Annotated in this window: 26 protein-coding genes and 1 pseudogene; 14 read left to right on the forward strand and 13 right to left on the reverse strand. The window is 68.9% G+C overall.

What is annotated here, in order from left to right; translation table 11 throughout:
* The first annotated feature begins 29 nt into the window (after nucleotides 1-29).
* The gene (locus BU28_RS22995; RefSeq protein ID WP_088239203.1) at nucleotides 30-1139 is read left to right on the forward strand and encodes an AI-2E family transporter; all 1110 of its coding nucleotides are present in this window, start codon (nucleotides 30-32) and stop codon (nucleotides 1137-1139) included.
* An 8-nt stretch (nucleotides 1140-1147) separates the two neighbouring features.
* Here the strand turns inward: BU28_RS22995 and BU28_RS0113235 are convergent, their stop codons facing one another.
* A complete protein-coding gene (locus BU28_RS0113235; RefSeq protein WP_028719906.1) occupies nucleotides 1148-1981 on the reverse strand; it encodes a shikimate dehydrogenase family protein in 834 nt (277 codons plus the stop codon).
* A 143-nt stretch (nucleotides 1982-2124) separates the two neighbouring features.
* Here BU28_RS0113235 and BU28_RS0113240 point away from each other — a divergent pair, with 143 nt between their 5' ends.
* A complete protein-coding gene (locus BU28_RS0113240; protein ID WP_028719907.1) occupies nucleotides 2125-3057 on the forward strand; it encodes a LysR family transcriptional regulator in 933 nt (310 codons plus the stop codon).
* A gap of 52 nt (nucleotides 3058-3109) precedes the next feature.
* Here BU28_RS0113240 and BU28_RS0113245 read toward each other — a convergent pair whose 3' ends face one another.
* A complete protein-coding gene (locus BU28_RS0113245) occupies nucleotides 3110-4498 on the reverse strand; it encodes an MFS transporter (protein WP_036762868.1) in 1389 nt (462 codons plus the stop codon).
* Between the two features lie 328 nt (nucleotides 4499-4826).
* Here BU28_RS0113245 and BU28_RS0113250 point away from each other — a divergent pair, with 328 nt between their 5' ends.
* The 4 genes from BU28_RS0113250 to BU28_RS0113265 all read left to right on the forward strand — a co-directional run bounded on the left by BU28_RS0113250 (nucleotide 4827) and on the right by BU28_RS0113265 (nucleotide 7940).
* Complete coding sequence (locus tag BU28_RS0113250; RefSeq protein ID WP_028719909.1) at nucleotides 4827-5309, forward strand: low molecular weight protein-tyrosine-phosphatase; 483 nt, start codon at nucleotides 4827-4829, stop codon at nucleotides 5307-5309.
* 39 nt (nucleotides 5310-5348) lie between these two features.
* Nucleotides 5349-5819 (forward strand): SsrA-binding protein SmpB, encoded by a 471-nt coding sequence (smpB, locus tag BU28_RS0113255; protein WP_028719910.1) that lies wholly within the window; start codon nucleotides 5349-5351, stop codon nucleotides 5817-5819.
* Between the two features lie 75 nt (nucleotides 5820-5894).
* Nucleotides 5895-6755, forward strand: a complete 861-nt coding sequence (gene sseA / locus BU28_RS0113260) for a 3-mercaptopyruvate sulfurtransferase (RefSeq protein WP_028719911.1) — start codon at nucleotides 5895-5897, stop codon at nucleotides 6753-6755.
* A complete protein-coding gene (locus tag BU28_RS0113265) occupies nucleotides 6756-7940 on the forward strand; it encodes an amino acid aminotransferase (protein WP_028719912.1) in 1185 nt (394 codons plus the stop codon).
* A 52-nt stretch (nucleotides 7941-7992) separates the two neighbouring features.
* Here BU28_RS0113265 and BU28_RS0113270 read toward each other — a convergent pair whose 3' ends face one another.
* The 3 genes from BU28_RS0113270 to ubiA all read right to left on the reverse strand — a co-directional run bounded on the left by BU28_RS0113270 (nucleotide 7993) and on the right by ubiA (nucleotide 11484).
* Nucleotides 7993-8325 carry a hypothetical protein gene (locus BU28_RS0113270; RefSeq protein ID WP_028719913.1) on the reverse strand — a complete coding sequence of 111 codons (333 nt, stop codon included), beginning with the start codon at nucleotides 8323-8325 and terminating at the stop codon, nucleotides 7993-7995.
* A 22-nt stretch (nucleotides 8326-8347) separates the two neighbouring features.
* Nucleotides 8348-10465 carry an OmpA family protein gene (locus BU28_RS23005; protein WP_051578189.1) on the reverse strand — a complete coding sequence of 706 codons (2118 nt, stop codon included), beginning with the start codon at nucleotides 10463-10465 and terminating at the stop codon, nucleotides 8348-8350.
* A gap of 62 nt (nucleotides 10466-10527) precedes the next feature.
* Entirely contained in the window at nucleotides 10528-11484 is a 957-nt protein-coding gene (ubiA, locus tag BU28_RS0113280; RefSeq protein ID WP_028719914.1) for a 4-hydroxybenzoate octaprenyltransferase, read from the reverse strand.
* 15 nt (nucleotides 11485-11499) lie between these two features.
* On the opposite strand from ubiA, the gene BU28_RS0113285 reads away from it, so the two are divergent.
* Nucleotides 11500-12219: a 16S rRNA (uracil(1498)-N(3))-methyltransferase gene (locus BU28_RS0113285; protein WP_028719915.1), complete on the forward strand. Its 720-nt coding sequence runs from the start codon at nucleotides 11500-11502 to the stop codon at nucleotides 12217-12219.
* A 238-nt stretch (nucleotides 12220-12457) separates the two neighbouring features.
* A complete protein-coding gene (locus tag BU28_RS0113290) occupies nucleotides 12458-12649 on the forward strand; it encodes a DUF1127 domain-containing protein (RefSeq protein ID WP_028719916.1) in 192 nt (63 codons plus the stop codon).
* A 78-nt stretch (nucleotides 12650-12727) separates the two neighbouring features.
* Here the strand turns inward: BU28_RS0113290 and BU28_RS0113295 are convergent, their stop codons facing one another.
* Genes BU28_RS0113295 through msrA form a run of 3 tightly spaced genes read right to left on the reverse strand, consistent with a single transcriptional unit; the run spans nucleotide 12728 to nucleotide 14712 of the window.
* Entirely contained in the window at nucleotides 12728-13207 is a 480-nt protein-coding gene (locus BU28_RS0113295) for a VOC family protein (RefSeq protein ID WP_028719917.1), read from the reverse strand.
* A 51-nt stretch (nucleotides 13208-13258) separates the two neighbouring features.
* On the reverse strand, nucleotides 13259-14128 hold the full coding sequence (locus BU28_RS0113300; RefSeq protein ID WP_028719918.1) for a 50S ribosomal protein L11 methyltransferase: 870 nt from the start codon (nucleotides 14126-14128) through the stop codon (nucleotides 13259-13261).
* Nucleotides 14128-14712, reverse strand: coding sequence for a peptide-methionine (S)-S-oxide reductase MsrA (gene msrA, locus BU28_RS23010; RefSeq protein ID WP_036762870.1), 585 nt, complete (start codon nucleotides 14710-14712; stop codon nucleotides 14128-14130). The genes BU28_RS0113300 and msrA overlap by 1 nt, the downstream gene beginning before the upstream one ends.
* 125 nt (nucleotides 14713-14837) lie before the next feature.
* Between msrA and BU28_RS0113310 the strand changes: the two genes are divergently transcribed.
* Together BU28_RS0113310 and BU28_RS0113315 are read left to right on the forward strand one after the other, a co-directional pair.
* Nucleotides 14838-15842: a P1 family peptidase gene (locus BU28_RS0113310; RefSeq protein ID WP_028719919.1), complete on the forward strand. Its 1005-nt coding sequence runs from the start codon at nucleotides 14838-14840 to the stop codon at nucleotides 15840-15842.
* A gap of 235 nt (nucleotides 15843-16077) precedes the next feature.
* Nucleotides 16078-17550, forward strand: coding sequence for an NAD-dependent succinate-semialdehyde dehydrogenase (locus BU28_RS0113315; RefSeq protein WP_028719920.1), 1473 nt, complete (start codon nucleotides 16078-16080; stop codon nucleotides 17548-17550).
* Nucleotides 17551-17586: 36 nt separating this feature from the next.
* Here the strand turns inward: BU28_RS0113315 and BU28_RS0113320 are convergent, their stop codons facing one another.
* On the reverse strand, nucleotides 17587-18336 hold the full coding sequence (locus BU28_RS0113320) for a DUF1013 domain-containing protein (RefSeq protein ID WP_028719921.1): 750 nt from the start codon (nucleotides 18334-18336) through the stop codon (nucleotides 17587-17589).
* Between the two features lie 162 nt (nucleotides 18337-18498).
* On the opposite strand from BU28_RS0113320, the gene BU28_RS0113325 reads away from it, so the two are divergent.
* Nucleotides 18499-19164 (forward strand): ribonuclease T2 family protein, encoded by a 666-nt coding sequence (locus BU28_RS0113325; RefSeq protein WP_051578191.1) that lies wholly within the window; start codon nucleotides 18499-18501, stop codon nucleotides 19162-19164.
* A gap of 230 nt (nucleotides 19165-19394) precedes the next feature.
* Here the strand turns inward: BU28_RS0113325 and BU28_RS0113330 are convergent, their stop codons facing one another.
* Together BU28_RS0113330 and BU28_RS0113335 are read right to left on the reverse strand one after the other, a co-directional pair.
* Nucleotides 19395-20387: an NAD(P)H-quinone oxidoreductase gene (locus BU28_RS0113330; protein ID WP_028719923.1), complete on the reverse strand. Its 993-nt coding sequence runs from the start codon at nucleotides 20385-20387 to the stop codon at nucleotides 19395-19397.
* Entirely contained in the window at nucleotides 20384-21070 is a 687-nt protein-coding gene (locus BU28_RS0113335) for a COQ9 family protein (protein ID WP_028719924.1), read from the reverse strand. The genes BU28_RS0113330 and BU28_RS0113335 overlap by 4 nt, the downstream gene beginning before the upstream one ends.
* 109 nt (nucleotides 21071-21179) lie before the next feature.
* Here BU28_RS0113335 and rpsU point away from each other — a divergent pair, with 109 nt between their 5' ends.
* A complete protein-coding gene (gene rpsU, locus BU28_RS0113340) occupies nucleotides 21180-21386 on the forward strand; it encodes a 30S ribosomal protein S21 (RefSeq protein ID WP_011748553.1) in 207 nt (68 codons plus the stop codon).
* Between the two features lie 62 nt (nucleotides 21387-21448).
* Here rpsU and BU28_RS0113345 read toward each other — a convergent pair whose 3' ends face one another.
* Complete coding sequence (locus BU28_RS0113345; RefSeq protein WP_028719925.1) at nucleotides 21449-21907, reverse strand: Lrp/AsnC family transcriptional regulator; 459 nt, start codon at nucleotides 21905-21907, stop codon at nucleotides 21449-21451.
* A gap of 24 nt (nucleotides 21908-21931) precedes the next feature.
* Nucleotides 21932-22366, reverse strand: coding sequence for a large conductance mechanosensitive channel protein MscL (gene mscL, locus BU28_RS0113350; protein ID WP_028719926.1), 435 nt, complete (start codon nucleotides 22364-22366; stop codon nucleotides 21932-21934).
* 81 nt (nucleotides 22367-22447) lie between these two features.
* Here mscL and BU28_RS0113355 point away from each other — a divergent pair, with 81 nt between their 5' ends.
* Both BU28_RS0113355 and BU28_RS0113360 read left to right on the forward strand, forming a co-directional pair.
* Nucleotides 22448-23146, forward strand: coding sequence for a glutathione S-transferase C-terminal domain-containing protein (locus tag BU28_RS0113355; RefSeq protein WP_028719927.1), 699 nt, complete (start codon nucleotides 22448-22450; stop codon nucleotides 23144-23146).
* A gap of 210 nt (nucleotides 23147-23356) precedes the next feature.
* Nucleotides 23357-23607 (forward strand): annotated as a pseudogene (locus BU28_RS0113360) (IS110 family transposase); the annotation flags it as partial.

Consider the following 23607-nt stretch of genomic DNA (forward strand, 5'->3'; position numbering starts at 1 on the left):
CGGTCCCGCCAGCATCGTGAGGGACAGGATTGAAGGCACGCGACTCGCAGCTGAGCGAACGGTTGCAGACCGGCTTTCTGGGGGTCATCGCCTTTGGGCTGATTCTGGCGCTGCTGGTGCAGGCGCGCTTCATCCTGGTCTGCCTGGCCTTCGCCATCATCATCTTTTCGCTGACATCGGATGCGATATCGGCCTTTGCGCGGCTGAAGGTGCCCAACTGGCTGGCAACGACGCTGGCGCTGATCGCCATCACCGTGGGCGTCCTTTGGGCCGCGACCACGGTGGTGGGCCAGGTCAACGAGGTGGTGACGACCTCGATCGCCTATACCGACCGGGCGCAACGGGTGCTGGCCACGCTCAGCGAACGCTGGGGCCCCAAGGCGCAGGAAAACATCGCGACCTTCCTGGGCAACATCGACGTGGCGGGCTGGATCCGCTCGGCCGCGTCGCAGGCGTCGAACCTGATTTCCGGCTCGGTCCTGATCCTGACCTTCGTGGGCTTCATGTTCAGCGAACGGATCTGGTTCCCGGTCAAGGTCGAGCGGCTGACCGGCGACCCGGCCCGCGCCCAGCTTTGGCTGGACACGGTCCACACCATCATGCGGCGGGTGAACCGCTATCTGGTGGTCAAGACCGGGATCAGCGCCGTCACCGCCGGGCTGATCTGGCTGATCTTTCGCGGCGCCGGGCTTGAACTTGCGGGCGCCATCGCCACGCTGACCTTCATCCTGAACTTCATCCCCACGCTCGGCTCGATCATCGCGACGGTCGTTACCGTGGCGATGGTGCTGGCGCAGACCGGCGACCCGGCGACCACGCTGGCGCTGGGCAGCCTGACGACGGTGGTGCATTTCGTCATCGGCAACATCTTCGACCCGATGCTGCTGGGCCAGACGCTGCGGCTGTCATCCTTTGGAATCGTGCTGGCGCTGGCCTTCTGGGGCGCGGTCTGGGGCATCGCCGGCACCTTCCTGGCGGTGCCGATCATGGTCGCGGTCATGATCGTCTGCGCCCGCATCCCCTGGCTGCGGCCCGTGGCCGTCATGCTGTCGCAGGAAGGCGTCCCCGAGGCCGAGCCGCCGTCGCGCCGGCTGCGGATGGCCGCGGCCGGAACCGAGGCGTCCGCCCGGGACCCGTAGCGCCGCGATCAGTAGCGGATCGTCGCGTGGTCGCGCAGTTCCTGGACCGGCGGCTTGCCGAAGCCGAAGAAGTCCAGATAGGCCGGGATCTGTTCGAACAGCATGTCGGTCCCGACCTGATAGCGGCAGCCCTTGGCAGCGGCGGCGGCCAGAAAGGGCGTCATCTCGGATTTCATCACCACTTCGCCCACGAAGGTCGCGGGGTCGATGCGGTCCACGTCCATCGGCAGCGGGTCGTCCGCGTTCATTCCCAGGGGCGAGGCGTTGACCACGATGTCGAACCCGGCCGGGTCCTTCGATCCGGTCTGGACCGTCAGCTTGGGATAGGCGGCGCTCAGCCGCCCGGCCAGCGCCTCGGCACCGGCGGCATTCGGGTCGTAAAGCGCCAGCCGGGCCGCCCCGGCCTTGGCCAGCGAGGCCGCGATCGCAGACCCCACGCCGCCCGCGCCGACCACCAGGACCGAGGCGCCCGCGATCTGCTGGCCCTTGCCCAGCACCCCGCCGATAAAGCCTTCGCCGTCGAACATGTCGGCCTCGAGCTTGCCATCGTCGCCCAGGCGCAGCGCATTGGCCGAACCGGCGATCTGCGCCGTGACCGACACCCGGTCGGCCAGGGCCACGGTCGCCACCTTGTGCGGCATGGTGACCAGCGCGCCGTGGATGTTCGACAACCGGAACACCAGCGGCAGAAAGGCGGCGTAATCCTCGGGGCGGACGCCCATCGGTACCACCACGGCGTCGATGCCGCGATGCGCGAACCAGGGGTTATAGATCATCGGCGCCTTGAAGGTCGTCGTGGGATAACCCAGATGCGCGATCAGTTTCGTGGTTCCGCGGATCATGCCGTGCCCTCCTGAGGCTTGGTGCGCGAGCCCCCTGCCGCGCGACTTCAGCCCATGGATCGCAGGCCGGCTTCCTGCCGTCAAATATCCAAATTCGCCTGATCGTAACATCATGTTAACCTGCCACAGCAGGGGAGGGAATCATGAGCCAGCTGACCATCCGCCAGGTCGAGGTGATCCGCGCCGTCATGATGGCGGGCACCATCCAGGGGGCGGCGGAACTGTTGAACGTCTCGGCCCCCGGCGTGTCGCGGTTGGTGAAATATTCCGAGGAATCGCTGGGCATCCGCCTGTTCGACCGCAGGGGCGGGCTGTTCGTGCCGGCGGCCGAGGCGGCGTCGATCTTCGAGATGATCCACCAGGTGCATCGCCAGATGGACAATCTGAATGGCGCGGTGCGGGCGCTGCGCCAGGGCCAGGACGTGCGGCTGAGCTTCGCCTCGGCGCCCTCGATCGCGCAGTTCATCGCCGCGCGCGCGATCCGGGGCGTGCGGGCGCGGTTTCCCGACCTCTATATCGACCTCAACATCCTCAAGATCGAGGAAACCGTCGACTACCTGCTGCTGGACCGGGGCGAGTTCGTCATCATGAGTTCGGCGGTCGCCAACCCCGCGCTCAGCAGCGAGCCCCTGGCGACGGGACGGCTGGTCGTCATCGTGCCCGAAGGCCACCCTCTGGCCGAGCGGTCCGAGATCTCGGTCCGGGATCTGGTCGAGGAGGATTTCATCGGCATCGACCCCGAGGACCCTTACGGCGCGATCATCGCCCGCCCCTTCGTCGAGGCGGGGATCGCGCCGCGATACGCCATGCGCGGCCGCTTTGCCCAGACCCTGGTCAGCCTGGTGCGCCACGGCCTGGGCGTGTCGCTGATCGACGAGTTTTCCGTGGCCGAGGTCTATATGCCCGGCATCGTGCGCCGCCCCCTGGCCGAGCGCGCCGGCATCACCGCCTATGCGGTGACGCGCAAGGGCCGGCCGCTGTCGAGCTATGCCGAGCTGGCCATCGACCGCTTTCGCCGCGAGATGGCCGCCGCCGTGGCGCGCGAAAGCTGGAGCGACAGCCCCGCGGCGGAATAGGAAAAGGCCCCGGCATCCCGGGGCCTTCCTGGTCTTGCGGGTGGCCGCGCCCTTAGCGGTTGGCCAGGGCCTCGGCGCGCAGGCGGTCGTATTCCGCCTTGGGGACGGGAACCGCGTTCGGCTTGCCCAGGTCCTCCATCCGCACCCGATAGGTTTCCCGCGCCGTGAAGGCCGCGGCGGCCGCGATGCAGGTGATGGCGAAGGCGATCGAGCCCACCACCAGCCACACGTTGGTCGAACCGGGGGGCGCCACGGTCGCGAACAGCGCCGGCAGCAGGGCCGTGATCGTGGTGCCGATGTTCTGCGAGATCGCCATCGACGACACCCGGGTCCGGGTCGGGAACAGTTCGGGATAGAAGCTGGGGAAGACCGCGTTGTAGCCCTGATAGACGACGCCCCACATCAGCAGCGACATCAGGATCGCCAGCGGCACCGAATGGATCGAGATGGCATAGAGATAGCCGAAGGCCAGCAGGCCCGAGCCCAGCGCGCCGACGATGATGGGCGGGCGGCGGCCGATCTTGTCCGACAGGTTGCCGACCAGCGGGATCACCAGGCAGGCCAGGATGTTGCCCATGACCGGGATCCACAGGTAGACGTCCTTGTGGAAGCCGACGCCATAGGCCGCCTGCACCGCATAGGCCGCGCCGAAGACGGTGGCGACGACCGGGATCGTGTTCATCAGCGCCATGCAGATCACCCGGATCATGTCGGGCCAGCCGGTCTGGATCGCCTCGATCACCGGGGATTTCGGCTTGGTGTGGCTTGCCTCTTCCTTCTGGAAGGCGGGGGTCTCCTGGACCTCGCGGCGGATGATCCAGCCGGCGATGATGACGACGAAGCTCAGCAGGAACGGGATGCGCCAGCCCCAGCTGTTGAAGGCGTCGTCGGGCATGAAATGGGCCAGCGGCAGGAAGACGGCGGCGGCCAGGATCTGGCCGGCCTGCACGCCCTGCAGCGTGAAGCTGGCGAAAAAGCCCCGCCGGCCAAAGGGCGCGTGTTCCAGCACCATCGAGCTTGCGCCCGAGATCTCGCCCGCGACGGCAAAGCCCTGCACCAGGCGCAGGATCACCAGCAGGATCGGCGCCAGGATGCCCACCTGCTGATAGGTCGGCAGCAGGCCGACCAGCAGGGTCGAGATGCCCATCAGGAACATGCACAGGATCAGCACGTTCTTGCGGCCATGCGTGTCGCCCCAGTGGCCCAGCACGAAGGCGCCGATGGGGCGGGCGACATAGCCCACGCCATAGGTGGCCAGCGAGGCGATGATCGCCACGCGCGGGTTTTCGGACGGAAAGAAGATCTGCGGGAAGACCAGCGAAGCGGCCGTCGCGTAGATGAAGAAGTCGTAATATTCCAGGGCCGATCCGATCCAGCCGCTGGCCGCGGCCTTGCTGGACTGGCTTGTGTCCCTGGTTTCGCCCATCGACGAAGCGCTCATGTGAAACCTCCCTGATGTGGCGCCGCCTGGTCCCCCGCGCGCCGGATCACTGGCGTCAGAAATCCGTCGAACAGGCCCTTACGTCAAATATCATGTTTCACGAGATCGTAACATGATGTTAATTTTTATGCGCCAAACCCAGGCCCGAGGCATGGCGCACAGCCGCTTGCCGCGCCGGCGCCAGACGCCTGATCGCGCGGTCGGCGGCAGTCCGCCTTCGGGGCCGGAACGGCCGCCGCGTCGAACGTCGCCCTCTCTTTGCCTTGGGGGCGGTCTGGGCTAGCTTGCGCCGGTTGGGGCAGGTCTTGCCCGTGGTAAGAGGTTAATCATGGACCGTCCGTCGGTGCTCTTCGTCTGTCTGGGCAATATCTGCCGCTCTCCGCTTGCCGAAGGGGTCATGCGTGAAGCCGCCGAGCTTCGCGGGATCGAGGTTCGAATCGATTCGGCCGGGACCGGCGACTGGCATGTCGGGTCCGAACCCGACCGGCGCGCCCAGGCGGTGGCGGCGCGCCACGGCATCAACATTTCGCGCCTGCGCGCGCGCCAGGTCAGGCCCGACGACTTCCGCAGCTTCGACCACATCGTCGCGATGGACAATGAAAACCTGGCCGGGCTGCGGGCCGTGGCGCCCCCCGATGCGCGGGCCCGGTTGTCCCTGCTGATGGACCATGTCCCCGGCCGCGAAGGCCAGCCCGTCGCCGACCCCTATTTCGGCGATGCGGCCGGGTTCGACGCGACCTGGCAGGACGTGACCCTGGGGGTCGAGGCGCTGCTGGAACGGCTGGCCGGGGAAATGGCCGGGGGGCGCTGACTTTACTTTGCGGGGCCCGCCCCCTATCTCTGCCCGATCATGGCCACGAAATCCGATCCCAATTACAAGATCATCGCCGAAAACCGCCGGGCGCGGTTCGATTACTTCATCGAAAGCGACCTCGAGGTCGGCATCGTCCTGACCGGCTCCGAGGTGAAATCCCTGCGCACGGGCCAGTCGAACATCGCCGAAAGCTATGCCTCGGTCGAGGGGGGCGAGCTGTGGCTGATCAACGCCTATATCGCCGCCTACAAGCAGGCCGGCGTCTTTGGCCACGAAGAACGGCGGCGGCGCAAGCTGCTGGTGTCGCGCAAGGAACTGGCGCGGCTATGGCAGGCCATCGGGCGCGAGGGGATGACGCTGGTGCCGCTGGTCATGTATTTCAACGACCGTGGCATGGTGAAGCTGAAGATCGGCGTCGCCAAGGGCAAGAAAAACCACGACAAGCGCGAAACCGACGCCAAGCGCGACTGGAACCGCCAGAAACAGCGGCTTCTGAAGCAGGGCTAGACCTTCCGACCATTGCAGGGGCCTGCCCCGCCGGTTACATGGGGGGCGCTTTCGCGTCTACCGGAGGGAGGGGCCATGACCACCGATTCAGACGATCCCAGGACGCTGGTCTCGACCGCATGGCTGGCGGCGCATCTGAACGATCCCGACCTGCGGGTGATCGACGCGACATGGTTCCTGGAACCCGGCCGCGACGCCCGCGCGGAATACGAGGCCGCCCATATCCCCGGCGCGCGGTTCTTTGACCTGGACGCCATCGCCGACGGCCGCAGCGGCCTGCCGCATATGGCCCCCCAGCCCGAGATGTTCGTCAGCCGGATGCGCGCCATGGGCATCGGCGACGGCCATCAGGTCGTGGTCTATGACAATTCGCCGGTGCATTCGGCGGCGCGGGTCTGGTGGACCTTCCGCCTGATGGGCAAGCAGGATGTCGCGGTGCTGGACGGCGGGCTTGCCAAATGGCTGGCAGAGGGCCGCGAGACCGAGGACATGCCCCCCGTCCTGCGCGACCGCCACATCACCGTGCAGCGCCAGGCGGGGCTGGTGCGCGACGTGACCCAGGTCGCCGCCGCCAGCAAGCTTGGCAGCCACGAGATCGTCGATGCGCGGGGCGAGGCACGCTTTCGCGGCGAGGCGCCCGAGCCGCGCGCCGGCCTGCGCTCGGGCCATATCCCGGGCGCGCGCAACCTGCCCTTCGGCCGGCTGTTTCGCGACGACGGCACGATGAAGGACCCCGACGCGCTGCGCGCCGAATTCACCGCTGCCGGGGTCGACCTGACGCGGCCGGTCATCACCACCTGCGGATCGGGCGTGACCGCGGCCATCCTGTTCCTGGCGCTCGACCGGATCGGGCACCGGGACCATTCGCTTTACGACGGAAGCTGGGCCGAATGGGGCAGCTTCCCGGACCTTAAAATCGCAACCGGAGATGCGTGAATGCTGGGCAATCTGAAACCGCAGGCCCCCGACAAGATCCTGGCCCTGATGGGCGAGTTCAAGGCCGATCCCCGCCAGGGCAAGATCGACCTGGGCGTGGGCGTCTACAAGGATGCGACCGGCCACACCCCCATCATGCGCGCCGTCCGCGCCGCCGAGAGCCGCATGCTGGAAACCGAAACGACCAAGACTTATGCCGGCCTCGCCGGCGAGCCCGAGTTCCAGAAGGCCATGGCCGAACTGATTCTGGGCGACGGCTACAAGGCCGAGACCACCGCCGCGCTGGCGACCGTCGGCGGCACCGGCGCGATCCGGCAGGCGCTGGAACTGGCGCGGATGGCGAACCCGGACCTGCGGGTCTTCGTCAGCGATCCGACCTGGCCGAACCACATCTCGATCATGAACTTCATGGGCCTGCCGCAGGTCAGCTACCGCTATTTCGACAACGACACCCGCGGCGTCGATTTCGAGGCGATGAAGGCCGACATCTCGGATGCGAAAAAGGGCGACGTGGTGCTGCTGCACGGCTGCTGCCACAACCCGACCGGCGCCAACCTGACGCTGGAGCAATGGGCCGAGGTCGCCGCGATCCTGGAAAAGACCGGCGCGACGCCCCTGATCGACCTGGCCTATCAGGGCTTCGGCGACGGGCTGGAAGAGGACGCGGCCGGCACCCGGCTGATCGCATCCCGCATCCCCGAGGTGCTGATCGCGGCATCGTGCAGCAAGAACTTCGGCATCTATCGCGAACGCACCGGCTGCCTTCTGGCGCTGTGCACCGACAAGGCGACCAAGGACCTGGCGCAGGGCGCGATGGCCTTCCTGAACCGCCAGACCTATTCCTTCCCGCCCTTCCACGGCGCCAAGATCGTCTCGACCATCCTGACCGATGCGGACCTGCGGGCCGACTGGATGGCAGAGCTTGAGGAGGTGCGCGGCGGCATGCTGAAGCTGCGCGAGCAGCTGGCCCGCGAACTGCGCGACCTGTCCGGCTCGGATCGCTTCGGCTTCATCGCCGAACACCGCGGCATGTTTTCGCGCCTGGGCGCCACGCCCGAGCAGGTCGCCCGGATGAAAGAGGAATTCGGCATCTACATGGTGGGCGATTCGCGGCTGAACATCGCCGGGCTGAACGAATCCACCATCCCGGTCCTCGCCCGCGCCATCATCGAAGCGGGCGTTTGACGCCCTGCGGTGCGGGCCGCCGCCGCAAGGCAGGCGGCCCGTTTCCTGCCGGTCAGGACCGGGGGCCCAGCTTGCGCTCGATATAGGCGCGCAGGTCCTCGATCTCGGCGCGGGCCTCCTTCAGCGCGTCCTGCGCGGCACTCGCCTCGGCCTCGACGGCGCCCAGCCGGGCGACCAGGTCCGCCTCGCGCGCCTCCAGCGTGCCGATCGCGCGGTCGCGCGCGTCTTCGGCATCGTGCAGCTGCCGGGCCATGCCCTCCAGCGCGCCCAGGTCGGCCTTGCTGCTGCGGCCCAGGCGATGGACCACCCAGCTTGCGAACCAGCCCAGCAGGAAGGCCGCGAACAGGATGATCGCGGTCGCGATGATGAATTCGTTGCGGTTCATGGCCGGTCCTTTCCGCTGATCCTCATTCCGCCGCCCCTTCGCCGTGCGCCTCGCCATTGTCGGGGAAGGCCGCCTCGATCGCGGGGACGGTCAGCGCGTCGATCACCTGCAGCGAGATGGCCCCCTGCACCGCCGCCAGCGCCGGCTCGGACGCGGCGGCGATCGCGGGGGGCAGTGCGGGCGCAGGGTCGGGGCGCAGCACCGGCGCCAGGGCCCCGGTCGCGGCGGCCAGCGCGGCCTGTTCCGCACGGGCCCGCACGACCTCGGGCGCGTCGGTCACGCCCGCCACGGTGCGGGCGGGCGCGGGCGGTTCGCGCACCACGGGTTCGTCGGCCAGCAGCGTGAACTCGATCCGGCGGTTCGCCTCGCGCCCGGCCTCGGTGTCGTTGTCGGCCACCGGGCGGCTTTCGCCATAGCCGCGCACCGTCATGTTCGACACATCCACGCCATGCGCGCGCATCGCCTCGAACACGGCCTGGGCGCGCGCCCGCGACAGTTCGGCGTTCAGCTCCTCGGACCCCTGGGCATCGGTATGGCCGCCCAGTTCGATGCGGTATTCGGCGCAGTCGGCCATGATCGCGGCGATGCGGTCCAGCGTCGGGCTCGGGTCGCCCGCGATGACCGAGCGGCTGGGCTCGAACCCGATCTCGGATTCGCGCATGGCCGCGTTCAGCCCGTCCACGCATTCCACCCCCGACGGCAGGCCCAGCACCGGGTCCAGCCGCCGGTCATAGCGGATCGCCAGTTCATAGCGGGCGCCGGCGCCCAGCCGCTCGGCCAGCCGCGCCGCCGCATTGTCCGAGGCGGTCTGGCTGCCCGCCACCCCGGTGATGCGGATCAGGTCGGGCGAGACGGTGGCCCGCCCCCGGTCGAGCCCGCCCATCGCCTCGAGCGCGGCAATGGCGCGCAAGGTCCAGCCCTCCGGAAAGTCGTCGTCCAGCCGCAGGGCGCTGTCCACGTCGCCAAAGCGGGCGCGGGCCAGGCTTTCGACCGCCTCGCGCATCCGCGCATCCGCCACGCGGCCGCGCAGCGACACGGTGCCGGCGTTCACCGTGGCCAGGAACTCGGCCGGGCCCTGCGGCAGGGCGGCCTTCTCATGCTCGGCGGTCAGGGCGAAGCCCTCGGGCAGCGCGGCCTGCAGGCGGCCCGCCGCCCTGTCGAATTCCGCGGCCGGGACCGAGGCCGGGGCGAACAGCGCGACATCGGCATCCGACAGCGTGACCGCCCCCGCCCCCAGCGCATCGACCGCCTGAATGCCCGCGACAGCGGCCTGCGCCCAGTCGGGGCTTGGCGCCCCCAGGCCCAGCGTGCAGCGCGGCGTCCCCGCGATGCCGGCGCGGGTTCCGGCCGTCAGGATCGCGTCCCGTGCCGTTTCGCTGTCGGCGGCGCAGGCGTCGAAGCGCGCCCCCGCCATGTCCTTGACGAAGCGCAGGGTAAAGGGGGCGATGACGGGCCGCGGCGCGGTCACGTCCAGGTCCAGCGCGACACCCTGGGGCCTGGCGCGGTTCAGCGCGGCTTCCAGATCGGCCCGGGCGCCGGCGCTGTCGGTGACGGCGCGCACCACGACCCGGCCCGGCGCGACCGAGATCTTGGCCCGCGGCGCAAGCTGGGTGGCCCGCAGCCCAAAGGCCAGCGCATCGTCCCAGCCGGGCGGGACGGGGTAATCCGCCGTCTCGACCAGGTCCGAGACGGGCTTGCCGCCAGTGGCGCGCCGCAGCCCCGCCACCAGCGCGGCGCGGTCCTGGGCGCGGGGCAGAAGCCCCAGCACCGACACGCCATCGTCATTGCGCAAAAGCTCGATCCCGAAATCCGGCGGCTCCAGCGCGGCGCGGGCGGCGACCTCGATGTCGTCGACGACGCGGCCCGGCTGGACGACGGCCTCGGCCCGGGACTTGGCGCGGAACCGCTGCACCTCGTCGGGCGCGGTGCCGGTCAGGCGCACGATCAGCCCATCCGTCGAAACCCGAGCCCAGTCGAACCCGCCGCCCGCCATGGCCTGCGCGACATCGGCGGCCGAGCGCGTCTCGATGAAGTCGGCGGCCTCGCGTGCGGCCAGATAGGAAAGGCCGCCGGCGGCGGCAAGCGCGATCAGGCTGGCGGCGGCCACGGCGCGGCCGCGGCGGCGTTCTGGATTGGCCATCAGGGGGACCTTAGGGCTGTTTCCGGTTGGGCGGGTCTAAACCCAACTGCCCCGCTGTGCAATCAGACCAGCCCCGCCACGGCCAGCCCCAGGGCCATCAACAATCCGGCATCGCGATTTGAACGGAACAGCCGCAGGCAGCCCCGGGGATCGTCCATGTCAAAGCGCCGCAGCTGCCAGGCCAGGTGCGCGGCAAAACCCGCGATGCCGACCAGCGCGACCAGCAGCGCCAGACCGTGCGGGCGCGCGGCCAGCACCGCCAGCACCAGCAGCGCCACCGCCCCCGCGCCAAAGCCCGCCAGCCAGCGCCGCGAATCGCGGCCGAACAGGCGCGCGGTCGACTTGACGCCGATCAGCGCATCGTCCTCGGCGTCCTGGTGGGCATAGATGGTGTCGTAAAAGATCGTCCAGCAGATCCCCGCCAGCCAGGCCAGCACCGGCGCGGGCGCGACATTGCCCATATGCGCGGCCCAGGCCAGCAGCGCCCCCCAGTTGAAGGCCAGCCCCAGGAACACCTGCGGCCACCAGGTGAAGCGCTTGGCGAAGGGATAGATCGCGACCAGCGCCAGCGAGGCGACGCCCAGCCAGATCGCCGCCGGCCCCAGCGTCAGCAGGATGACGAAGCCCGCCAGCGACTGCGCCACCAGCCACAGCGCCGCGCCCCGCACCGTCACCTGTCCCGAGGGAATGGGCCGCGACCGCGTCCGCGCCACCTTGTCGTCGATGTCGCGGTCGGTGATGTCGTTCCAGGTGCAGCCCGCGCCCCGCATCAGGATCGCGCCCAGGCCGCAGGCGACGGCGATCCACAGGTCGCGCCACAGGGGCGCGTCGGCGATCATGGCCAGCCCGATCCCCCACCAGCAGGGCAGCAGCAGCAGCCAGGTGCCGATGGGCCGGTCGGCGCGCGACAGGCGCAGCCAGGGTCTCCAGCCCGGCGGGGCATGGCGGTCCACCCAGTTGTCGGGGGGCGCGTCGGCGACGCTGCGATGCGCCTCTGGCGTCAGGCGGTCGGTCTGCATAAGCTGCGCCCCATCATGGCGAAAATCAGGCTTTTCATAGATCACCCGCTGGCCCAAGGACAAGGCGTCGCGCTGACGCCCGATCAGGCGCATTACCTGGGCTCGGTCATGCGGCAGGGTCCGGGGGACGCGCTGCTGGTCTTCAACGGGCGCGACGGCGAATGGCTGGCGCGGATCGAGCGGCTGGCCAAGCGCGGCGGCGACCTGGTGGCGTTGCGGCAGAGCGCGCCGCAACGAAACCCGCCCGACCTGTGGCTGCTGTTCGCGCCGATCAAGAAGGCGCGCACCGATTTCATCGTGGAAAAGGCGGCCGAAATGGGCGCCGCGCGCATCGTCCCGGTGCAGACCGACCACACCAATTCCGAACGCATCCGCCAGGACCGCCTGCAAGCCCATGCCGTCGAGGCGGCCGAGCAATGCGGCGGCACCTTCGTCCCCGAGGTGGCCGAGCTGACGCCCTTGGGCCGCCTGCTGGACGGCTGGGATCCCGCCCGGCGCATCCTGTGGGCGGACGAGGCGCTGGCCGGTCCCGCAGCCACCCTGGCCGCCCTGCCCCGCGGCCCCTGGGCCATCCTGATCGGTCCCGAAGGCGGCTGGTCCGAATCGGAACGCGCCCGGCTGGGGGCGCTGGCGCATGTCACGCGCGTCTCGCTGGGGCCCCGGATCCTGCGCGCGGACACCGCTGCCGTTGCGTCACTTGCCTTGTGGCAGGCCGCCCTGGGCGATTGGGGCTGACGGGGCTGCGCGATTTCGCCGCAATCCCGTGCCGCTTTTCGCGCGCCAAGCGTCGGTTTCTTGCAGAATCGGCCCCGGAAAACCCGTTTGACACAAAAACTTAATGATAACGGCGCCTTATGCATGCGCTGCATGGCTGCAATGCCCGCACGGACGTAGAGTTTCCAAACTGCCCGAACTATATGCTTGTGCATCAGACAACGCCCCAAGGCGGGGCACTTTCAAGCAGGTGAAAACTATGTCGGCGATTGACACGAACCGCGTCCATGGCGGGGCGGGATCTTTCGGTATTGGCTCGATCTTCGCGGCGCTGGCCGCGTGGAATGACGCGCGCGTGACGAAGAACGCGTTGAGCCGTCTCACGGACCGCGAGCTGGACGATATCGGTCTGTGCCGCGGCGATATCGACCGGATCGCGCACGCCCGCTGATTTGGCGGAAATGATGCGAAACAGGCCCCCTCGGGACGATCCCGGCGGGGCCTTTTTCATGCCCGCCGCCCTGGCGCGTCAGCCCCGGCGCGCGGCCCCGATCGCGGCCACGTCGATCTTGCGCATGTCCATCATGGCGACGAAGGCGCGCCGCGCCTCGTCTCCGCCGGCGGACAGCGCCTCGCTAAGCGCCCGGGGCGTGATCTGCCAGGAGATGCCCCAGCGGTCCTTGCACCAGCCGCATTCGCTTTCCTGCCCGCCGTTGCCGACGATGGCGTTCCAGTAGCGGTCGGTTTCCGCCTGGTCCTCGGTCGTGACCTGGAACGAGAACGCCTCGCTGTGGCGAAAGCTCGGCCCGCCGTTCAGCCCCAGGCAGGGGATGCCCAGCACGGTGAAGCGCACCGTCAGCACGTCGCCCGCGCGGCCCGACGGAAAATCGGCCGGGGCGCGGACGATCTCGTCCACGGCGCTGTCGGGAAAGGTTTCGGCGTAAAACCGCGCCGCCTGTTCCGCCTCGAGGTCGAACCACAGGCAGATCGTGTTTTTGGCAATGCTCATCCGGTTCCTCCCTCAGGTTCGGGTCCACATTCCCCGAGGGACCGACCGGGCCTAGCCGCGCCGCACCACCAGGGTCGTCCATTCGCCGTGATCCTCGCGCGTCTCAAGCGCAAGCCCCCCCGCGGCATAGGCCGCGACCACCGCGTCGGCCTGGGTCGCCAGGATCCCCGACAGGATCGCATGGCCACCCGGTGCGACATAGCGCGCCATGTCCGGCACCAGGTCGATCAGCGGCTGCTTCAGGATATTGGCGAAAACCAGGTCGAAGGGCGCCGCGCCCTCGATCAGCGGATGGTCGAAGCCCACGGCCTCGACACATTCGACGCGGCCCAGCAGGCCGTTCGCGATGACATTGGCGCGCGCCACGTCGACCGCCTGCGGGTCGATGTCGCCCGCCAGCACGATCACCGGAAAGACCCGCGCCGCCGCCATGGCCAGGACCGCGGTGCCGCAGCCCACGTCGACGATGCGCCGGGGCTGGAAGCCTTGGGACACCAGCCGGTCCAGCGCCAGCAGGCAGCCCCGCGTGGTGGCGTGGTGCCCGGTGCCGAATGCCATCGCCGCCTCGATCAGCAGCGCCTCGGCGCCCTCGGGCACGCGGTCGGCGTCATGGCTGCCGTGGACGAAGAAGCGCCCCGCCTCGACCGGGGAAAGCTCGCGCCGGACATGGGCGACCCAGTCCACCTCGGGCAGTTCCGACAGGACGAAAGGGTCGGCCCCCCAGGCCGCCGCCATCAACGCAAGCGCCAGCTCGTCGGGCCTTTCGGTGAAATACAGCCCCACCTCCCAGCGGCCGCGGCCGTCCTCGATCTCGAAGATGCCGGTGCCCACGGGCTCGGGGGTCAGGTCCTCGGCCAGTTCGGTCAGGGCCTCGGCCGCCTCGCGCCCGGCGGTCTGGGTCAGCGCGGTCCAGGTGGACATCAGTTCTCCTCGGCGGGGCTTGTCAGGGGCGCCTCTACGCCCGTGCCGCGCAAGCCGCAATAGCCGTCGGGATAGCGGTCCAGATATTGCTGGTGATCCTCCTCGGCCGGATAGAAGGGCGCGGCCGGCAGGATCTGGGTGGTGATCGCGGGATAGCCCTCGACCGCAAGGCGGTTGTTGTAATCGGCCTTGCTGAGTTCCGCCGCCGCCCGCTGGCTGTCGGTGAAATACATGATCAGGCTGCGATACTGGCTGCCGACGTCGTTGCCCTGCCGATTGCCCTGGGTCGGGTCGTGGTTTTCCCAGAACACCTGCAGCAGCCGTTCATAGCTGATGCGCGAACTGTCATAGACCACGCGCACCACCTCGGCATGGCCGGTCGTGCCGGAACAGACCTGCTTGTAGGTCGGGTTCTCGACCGTGCCGCCCGCGAAGCCGACCTCGGTCAGCCAGACGCCGTCAAGCTGCCAGAACAGGCGCTCGACCCCCCAATAGCAGCCCATGCCGAAAATCGCCTGGTCGAAGCCCTTGGGGATCTCGCCGTCCATCGGGCGGCCGAAAATGCGGTGGATGGGGGCTGTCATGGGTCGTCTCCCTTTGGAAAGCGGTTGCAGTCAATCTAGGCGCGGGCCTAGCATCCTGCAACGCCGCCGCCCGTGACAACACGCAGGGGTCGTCCCCGGTTCGGGCACCAGGGAAAGGAAACGCCATGCAGGCCGGATCGCGGAACCTGATCACCGATGTCGTGGGGCTGCTCGTCGGCAATGCGCGCGACGACCGGCTGCGGTCGGGCGTGAGCGTGCTGACGGCGGACCGCCCCCTGGCCTGCGGCGTCCATGTCATGGGCGGCGCGCCGGGCACGCGGGAAACCGACCTGCTGGTGCCCGACCGGCTGGTCGGCGGCGTCAATGCGCTGGTGCTGTCGGGCGGCTCGGCCTTCGGGCTGGCGGCCTGCGACGGGGTGGCGGACGGCCTGCGCGCCCTGGGCCGGGGCTTTGCGGTCGGCCCGGTGCGGGTCCCGATCGTGCCCGGCGCGATCCTGTTCGACCTGCTGAACGGCGGCGACAAGGACTGGGCCGAGAACCCCTATCCGGCGCTCGGCCGGGCGGCGCTGGCAGCAGCTGGCCCCGATTTCGCCCTGGGCAGCGAAGGCGCGGGCACCGGCGCAATGACGCATCGCTGGAAAGGCGGGCTCGGCTCGGCCTCGGCGGTGCTGGATTGCGGGGTGACGGTGGGGGCGCTGGTCGCGGTCAATGCGCTGGGGTCGGTGACAGCGCCCGGCGGGCAGTTCTGGGCCGCGCCCTGGGAGATCGGCGACGAGTTCGGAGGCCTGGGCCTGTCCGGCCCCTTCGACGGCGGGGCCGAGCCGGCGATGGCCAAGCGCCTGGGCGAGGCCACGACGATTGCCATCATCGCGACCGACGCAGGCCTGGACAAGGCCGGGCTGACGCGGCTGGCCACCGCCGCCCATGACGGCATGGCCCGCGCCATCGTCCCCAGCCACACGCCCCATGACGGCGACCTGGTCTTTGCCGTCTCGACCGGCGCCCGCCCCCTGCCCGATCCGGCGCTGACGCCGTTCCTGCTGGGCCATGCCGCGGCCTGTACGCTGGCCCGCGCCATCGCCCGGGGTGTCTGCGAGGCCGAGGCGCGTCCGGGCGATCTTCAGCCGTGCTGGCGCGCGCGGCAGGGGGGCTCTGCCCCCCACGCCTGACGGCGTTCCCCCCGGGATATTTGGACAAGAAAGAAAAATGAGGCAGCAGGAGAGAGATCCGCCGCCCCGCAGTCTGATACGCCAAGAGGGAAAACCTGACGATATCTGGTGAACGCGCGCGGGCGGCCGGGGGCTCCATCACATTTTCCGTGATCGGGGGCGGCGCGCCTTGGGCTTGCCTTCGCGGGCCGAACGCGCAAGCCTGCCGGCGACCCGAGAACCAAGGAGCACGGCCATGACCCGACATGCCACCGACCTGGGGATGCTTCTGAAAGACCCCTCGCTTTTGCAGACCCGCGCCTATGTCGCGGGCGAATGGATCGACGCCGCGGACGGCGCGACCTTTGACGTGGTGAATCCCGCGCGTGGCGACGTGATCGCGCGGGTGGCCGACCTGTCGCGCGCCGAGGTCGGTCGCGCCATCGCCGCCTCGGCCCAGGCCATGAAGGGCTGGGCCGCCCGCACCGCCAAGGAACGCGCCCAGGTGTTGCGCAAATGGTTCGACCTGATGATGGAGAATCAGGACGACCTGGGCCGCATCCTGACCGCCGAACAGGGCAAGCCGCTGGCCGAGGCCAAGGGCGAGATCGCCTATGGCGCGAGCTTCATCGAATGGTTCGGCGAGGAAGCCAAGCGCATCTATGGCGAGACGATCCCCGGCCACCTGCCCGACAAGCGGCTGACCGTGATCCGCCAGCCAATCGGGGTGGTGGGCTCGATCACGCCCTGGAACTTCCCGAATGCCATGATCACCCGCAAATGCGGCCCGGCGCTGGCGGCGGGCTGCGGCTTCGTTGGTCGGCCCGCGGCGGAAACGCCGCTGTCCGCGCTGGCGCTGGCGGTGCTGGCCGAACGCGCCGGCGTGCCCAAGGGGCTGTTCAGCATCGTGACCTCGTCGCGATCCTCGGACATCGGCAAGGAGTTCTGCGAGAATCCGCTGATCCGCAAGCTGACCTTCACCGGCTCGACCGAGGTTGGCCGCATCCTGCTGCGCCAGGCTGCCGACCAGGTGCTGAAATGCTCGATGGAGCTGGGCGGCAACGCGCCCTTCATCGTCTTCGACGACGCCGATCTGGATGCGGCGGTCGAGGGCGCCATGGCCTCGAAGTTCCGCAACAACGGCCAGACCTGCGTCTGCGCCAACCGGATCTATGTCCAGGCCGGGGTCTATGACGCCTTCGCCAGGAAGCTGGCGGCGGCGGTCGACAAGCTGCGCGTCGGCGACGGGCTGAGCGAGGACGTCACGACCGGCCCGCTGATCAACGCCAAGGCCGTCGAGAAGGTCGAGGAGCATATCCAGGACGCGCTGGACGGCGGCGCCACCATCGTCACCGGCGGCAAGCGCAAGGAGGGGCTGTTCTTCGAGCCCACCGTGGTGACGGGGATCACCGATTCCATGAAGGTCTCGACCGAGGAGACCTTCGGACCGCTCGCGCCGCTGTTCCGCTTCGACACCGAAGACGAGGCGATCGCGCGCGCCAACGACACGATCTTCGGCCTCGCCGCCTATTTCTACGCCCGCGACATCGGCCGGGTGACGCGGGTGCAGGAGGCGCTGGAATACGGCATCGTCGGCGTGAACACCGGCATCATCTCGACCGAGGTCGCCCCCTTCGGCGGGGTCAAGCAGTCGGGCCTGGGACGCGAAGGCTCGCGTCACGGGATCGAGGATTACCTGGAGATGAAATACATCTGCCTGTCGATCTGACGAAGAACCCCGGGCGGCGTGCCCGGGGTTCTGCGTTCAGCGGTCCTCGTCCTCGTCATCCTCGCCCGCATCGGGCAGGTTGAAGAAGCTGTCGGCATCCAGGTCCTCGGCGGGCGCGGGCTTCTCCTCGTCGCGCGTCAGGCTGAAGTTCTCGAGCCCGGCGATCGAGGACGGCATCCGCGGCTCGTCCGGCATGGCGAGCGAGCTTTCGGTCGACAGCAGCTTGCGGCGCTCGTCGTCGGTCATGGCGCCGCCCTCGGCCGCCTTCTTCTTGGCCGCCTTCTGCACCGCGGCGTCAAGCTCGGTCTGCCGGCACAGGCCCAGCGCCACCGGGTCGATGGGTTGCATGTTCTGGATGTTCCAGTGCGTCCGCTCGCGGATCGAGGCGATGGTGGGCTTGGTGGTGCCGACCAGCTTGGCGATCTGCGCATCGGCCAGTTCGGGGTGGAACTTCACCAGCCACAGGATGGCGTTCGGCCGGTCCTGGCGCTTGGACAGCGGCGTATAGCGGGGACCGCGGCGCTTCTCCTCGCCCTCGGCGGCGGGGTTGTGCTTGAGCTTGAGCTTGTAGCGCGGGTCCTTTTCGCCCTTGGCGATCTCGGACGCATCGAGCTGGTTCGAGGCGACCGGATCGAAGCCCTTGACGCCGGCGGCCACGTCGCCGTCCGCGATGCCCTGGACCTCGAGCTCGTGCAGGCCGCAGAAATCGCCGATCTGCTTGAAGCTGAGCGTGGTATTGTCGACCAGCCAGACTGCGGTGGCCTTGGCCATCAGCGGCTTGTTCATGACCTTCTCCTTGACAAATATCTTCTTCGGCCGGGAAAACGGCTGGTGGCGGGCGCCATTCCATTTTCAGGGGGGATTGACGGCCTATATAGGCCGGGGCGGGTCCGGAATAAAGCCTGAATTTCGTGGCGGCGACCGGGGCGGCGGGCTAATCATGCCGGCATGAGACCGCTGATCGTCCTTGCCGCCGCGCTGGCGGCCCTGGCCTGCCTGCCCGCCCTGGCCCAGACCGCGGCCCCGGATCTGGACCGACAGGACGTGGCCGGCCGGTTCGACCATTATGTCCTGTCGCTGAGCTGGTCGCCCGCCTGGTGCGCCCGCGAAGGCGCGGAAAGCGGCGCCCGGCAATGTGCGCCGGGCCGGCGGCTGGGCTTCACCGTCCATGGGCTGTGGCCGCAACACGAAACCGGCTGGCCGGCGGATTGCCCCTCGGCCCGGCCCGATCCCTCGCGGCGCGAGACGGCCGCGATGGCCGACCTGATGGGGTCAGGCGGGCTGGCCTGGTACCAGTGGAAAAAGCATGGCCGCTGCAGCGGGTTGCCGGCGCAGGACTATTTCGCCCTGACGCGCCGCGCCGCCGCGGCGATCCGCCTGCCGGAGACCCTGGCGCGCCTGCCGCGCGACATCACCGTGCCCGCAAGCGTGATCGAGGATGCCTTCATCGAGGCCAATCCGGCCCTCCGCCGCGACGGGATCACCGTCACCTGCCGGAGCCGCTCCCTGCAAGAGATCCGCATCTGCCTGGACAAGGATCTGACGCCCCGCGCCTGCGGGCCGGATGCGCAACGGGATTGCAAGGGCAGCATCCTGATCCCGGCGCCGCGCTGACGGCACGCTCGGATGCCTCCGGCGGGGATATTTTAGCAAGAAAGAAGCCGTTAATCGAATCGCAAGGATTTGCTGGCAGCTTGAGGTTACGGAACAGGCGGGGACGCCGATGGCCGTCAAGGAAGAAGCCACACCCTAGCCCTTTGCTCCGGCGGGCGGGGTGTGTGCTTTTCTTTCTTGTCTAAATATCCCCGCCGGAGGCACCGGGCCGCGCTGCCAGGCCCGCCCTCTCAATCCTCGGGCGCCACCTGCAACAGGATCTTGCCGACATGGGTGCTGGATTCCATGTGGCGATGGGCGGCAACGGCCTCGTCCAGAGCATAGGTGCTGTCGATCAGCGGCCGGACCGCACCCGCCTCGACCAGGGGCCAGAGCGCGCGGCACAGCGCCTCGGCGATGCGGGCCTTGGCGGCGTCGGATTGCGGCCGCAGGGTCGATCCCGTCACCGTCAGCCGCCGGGTCATGACCGGGGCAAAGTTGATCGCGGCCTTGGGCCCGCCCAGGAAGGCGATGAAGACCAGCCGCCCGTCGTCGGCCAGCGCCTTGAGGTTGCGCGCGATGTAATCGCCCCCCACCATGTCCAGGATCAGGTCGGCCCCGCCCGTCCGCTGCAGGACGGCCACGAAGTCCTCCTCGCGATAGTTGACGGGCTGGGCGCCCAGGCCCGCGATGGCGGCGCATTTCGGGTCCGAGCCGGCTGTGGCCCAGACCCGGGCGCCCAGCGCCCGCGCGATCTGGATCGCCATGGTGCCGATGCCCGACGACCCGCCATGGACCAGGAAGCGTTCGCCGGCGCGAAGGCCGCCGCGCTCGACCACGTTGGACCAGACGGTGAAGGCGGTTTCCGGCAGGGCCGCGGCCTCGCGCAGGGACAGGCCCTCGGGGATGGGCAGCGCGTGATCGGCGCAGCACAGCGCGTATTCGGCATAGCCTCCGCCCGGCAGCAGGGCGCAGACCCGCTCGCCCGGCTTCCAGCGGGTGACGCCCGGGCCGACCGCGGCCACCACGCCCGCGCATTCCAGGCCCGGCAGGTCCGAGGCCCCGGGCGGCGGCGCATAGGCGCCGGCGCGTTGCAGCACGTCGGGGCGGTTCACTCCGGCCCAGGCCACCCGGATCAGGATCTGGCCGTGGCCCGCGACAGGAACCGGGCGGCGCGCGAGCTTGAGCACATCGGCATCGCCCGGGGCGGTGATCTCGACCGCCCGCATCAGGTCGGGGATCATGCGTCGGCCCCGCCCGGCGCGGGCCTGGGGGGGCGGCCCGTTCCGCCCGGCGCAGTGCGCGGGCCGGGCGCCCGGATCCAGCCGGTCGCCAGCCCCGTCAGGGTCGAGACGCCGGGAATCGCCCGCAGCCGGCCCTTCAGCTTCTCGAACTGCATCACCCCGTCGATCCGGCGCTCCAGGAAGGCGCGCGTCGCGCCCATGTCCGGCGTCTCGTCGCCCAGCCAGTACAGCACGGTCGCGCCATAGACCGCGGACAGGGTCGCGCGCTTGGAATACCAGTTCACGTCGTCGGACTGGTCGCCCAGCCCCTCCCACACCGTGTCGGCGGTTTCCCACAGCAGCCGCGCGCCCAGGGCGGCGTGCTGGGGCAGCGCCAGGACCACGGCGCCGGCGCGGGCCATCTCGCGGTCGGACAGCGCCAGGCGGTGCATCACCGCGTCCAGGATGCGGTCGCGGAAGCGGCCCTGCGGCGGGTGCCGGTCCAGCCAGTCGCGCAGCTCCTGGTCGCCGCGCCGGTGATAGGCGGCCGCCAGGTCCGCGCCCCCCCGCGGCAGCAGCACCCGCGCCATCTGCACCGACATCCCCAGGTCGCGCGCGCCCGCCGCCACGGCCTTGTCGTTCATGCCTTCGAAGACGACATGGTTCAGCGCCGCGTCGATCAGCTTTTCCCGTTCGCTCGTCATGGCTTTTCCCCGTCTTGCCGGAATTTCTGGACAAACGCGATTCGCCTTGCTAGAAGGCCGCGTCCTGCAATTCAGCTCAACTTTAACCTAGGAAGGTGGTGACAACCACATGCAGGTAAGTGTTCGCGACAACAACGTCGAACAGGCGCTTCGTGCTCTGAAGAAGAAACTTCAGCGCGAAGGGGTGTTTCGGGAAATGAAGCTCAAGCAGCATTTCGAGAAGCCCTCGGTCAAGAAGGCCCGTGAAAAGGCCGAGGCCGTTCGCCGCGCCCGCAAGCTGGCCCGTAAAAAGGCCCAACGCGAAGGCGCGCTGTAAGACGAGCGGCACGTTCGTTTTCCGAAAACCCCTGCTCCGGCGGGGGTTTTCTTTTGCCCGGCTCAGACCGGCAGCGCCGTCGTCTGCGCCACCGTCTTCAGCGAGAACGAGCTGTGCATCTGCTGGACCCCCGGCAACTTGGCCAGCCGCTGGCGATGGATGCGGGCGAAATCGTCGGTGTCCTTGGCCACGACCTTCAGCAGGTAGTCGGCCGATCCCGCCATCAGATGGCATTCCAGCACGTCGGGGATCTGGCGCACGGCGCGCTCGAACGCATCCAGCAGCTCGTCCGCCTGGCCCGACAGGGTGATCTCGACAAAGACGGTGGTCGGGCGCTCCAGCTTGCGCGCGTCCAGCAGCGCGACATAGCCCCGGATCAGGCCGGTCTCCTCAAGCCGCTGCACGCGGCGGTGGCAGGCGCTGGCCGACAGCGCGACCTCGGCCGCCAGTTCCGCATTGGTGATGCGGCCGTTGCGCTGCAGCACCGCCAGGATGCGCCGGTCGGTCGGGTCAAGCTCGATCATGACGCATCCCCTGGCATGGGCTCAGGCGCGCAGGCCACGCAGCTCGTCGCGGATCTGCATCAGCAGCTCTTCCTGCGTCGGGCCTGCGGGGGCGGCCTCGGCCTCTTTCTTGCGCACGGCGGTGCTCTGGATCTTGTTCACCGCCTTGACCAGCAGGAACACCGCCCAGGCGATGATGAGGAAGTTGATGATCGCCGACAGGAACGAGCCATAGGCAAAGACCGAGGCGCCGGAATCGCGCGCGGCGGCCAGGCTCGCGCCCTCGGGGACGGTGCCCTTCAGGACCAGGTAATGGCCGCTGAAATCGGTGCCGCCGGTCAAAAGGCCGATGATCGGGTTGATCAGGTCGGCCACCAGCGAATTGACGATGGCGGTAAAGGCGGCGCCGATGATGATGCCGACGGCCAGATCCACGACATTGCCGCGGGCGATGAATTCCTTGAATTCCTTGAACATGGACTTACCTTTCCTGTCGCACGTGGGGCGATCTTGCCCATAGAGTCCCCCGGAATCCAGCCCAGACAGTCAGGACATGCCATGACCGACCTTGCCGATTTCCCGATCACCCGCCGCTGGCCGCCCGTCCGCCCCGATGTGATCCAGCTTTACACGCTGAACACGCCGAACGGCATCAAGACCTCGGTCATGCTGGAAGAATGCGGGCTGGACTACGACGCGCACCGCATTTCCATCACCGATCCCGAAGATCAGATGACGCCCGAGTTCCTGTCGCTGAACCCCAACAACAAGATCCCGGCGATGATCGACCCGAACGGCCCGGGCGGCCAGCCCATCGGCATCTTCGAGACCGGCGCGATCCTGATCTATCTGGGCGACAAGACCGGCCAGTTCCTGCCCGCCTCGGGCGCGGCGCGCTATCACACGATCCAGTGGCTGATGTGGCAGATGGGCGGCCTGGGCCCGATGCTGGGCCAGGTCGGCTTCTTCCACCGCTACAAGGGCAAGGAAATCGAGGATCCGCGCCCCCGCACCCGCTATTACACCGAGGCGCGGCGCCTGCTGGGCGTGCTCGACCGCCAGCTCGAGGGGCGCGACTGGGTCACCGGCGCCTACTCCATCGCCGACATGGCCATCGCCCCCTGGCTGCGCACCGTGCGCGTGAACTACGAGGCCGAGGCGGAAACCGGCATGGACGGCTTGGCCAATGTGCAGGCCTACCTGGAGCGCTTCCTCGCCCGCCCGGCCGTGCAGCGCGGCATCGAGGTCGGCGCCTGAATCGCTGTTGGACTCATCGCAGCACACGCATTGCGCGAGCTTGACTCCAATATGCGAATCCTGTCGTATAAGGGAGCCACTTAGGAAGAGTGCCGATTGTAACAAATCTGGCTGTCTTCCTGTGCCGCTTGGCTCTGATGATGTGACCGCCCCCCCGACGGCTTCGCTGTGCCAGGGTGGGTCTGGGACGATCCACAGAGGGGAGAGGTCATGTCGGAGATTACCACGATCGGGCTCGATCTTGCGAAGCATGTGTTTCAGCTTCACGGGGCCGACGCTTCTGGGCGAGCGGTGCTGCGCAAGAAGCTTCGGCGGGACCAGGTGCTGGCGTTCTTCAGCCAGCTACCATCCTGCGTCGTCGTGATGGAGGCGTGCGGTGGCGCCCATTTCTGGGGTCGTGAGATCGGGAAGCTGGGCCATGAGGTGCGGCTCATCCCGCCGGCCTATGTGAAGCCCTTTGT

Source organism: Paracoccus yeei ATCC BAA-599 (assembly GCF_000622145.1).
GTDB lineage: Bacteria > Pseudomonadota > Alphaproteobacteria > Rhodobacterales > Rhodobacteraceae > Paracoccus > Paracoccus yeei.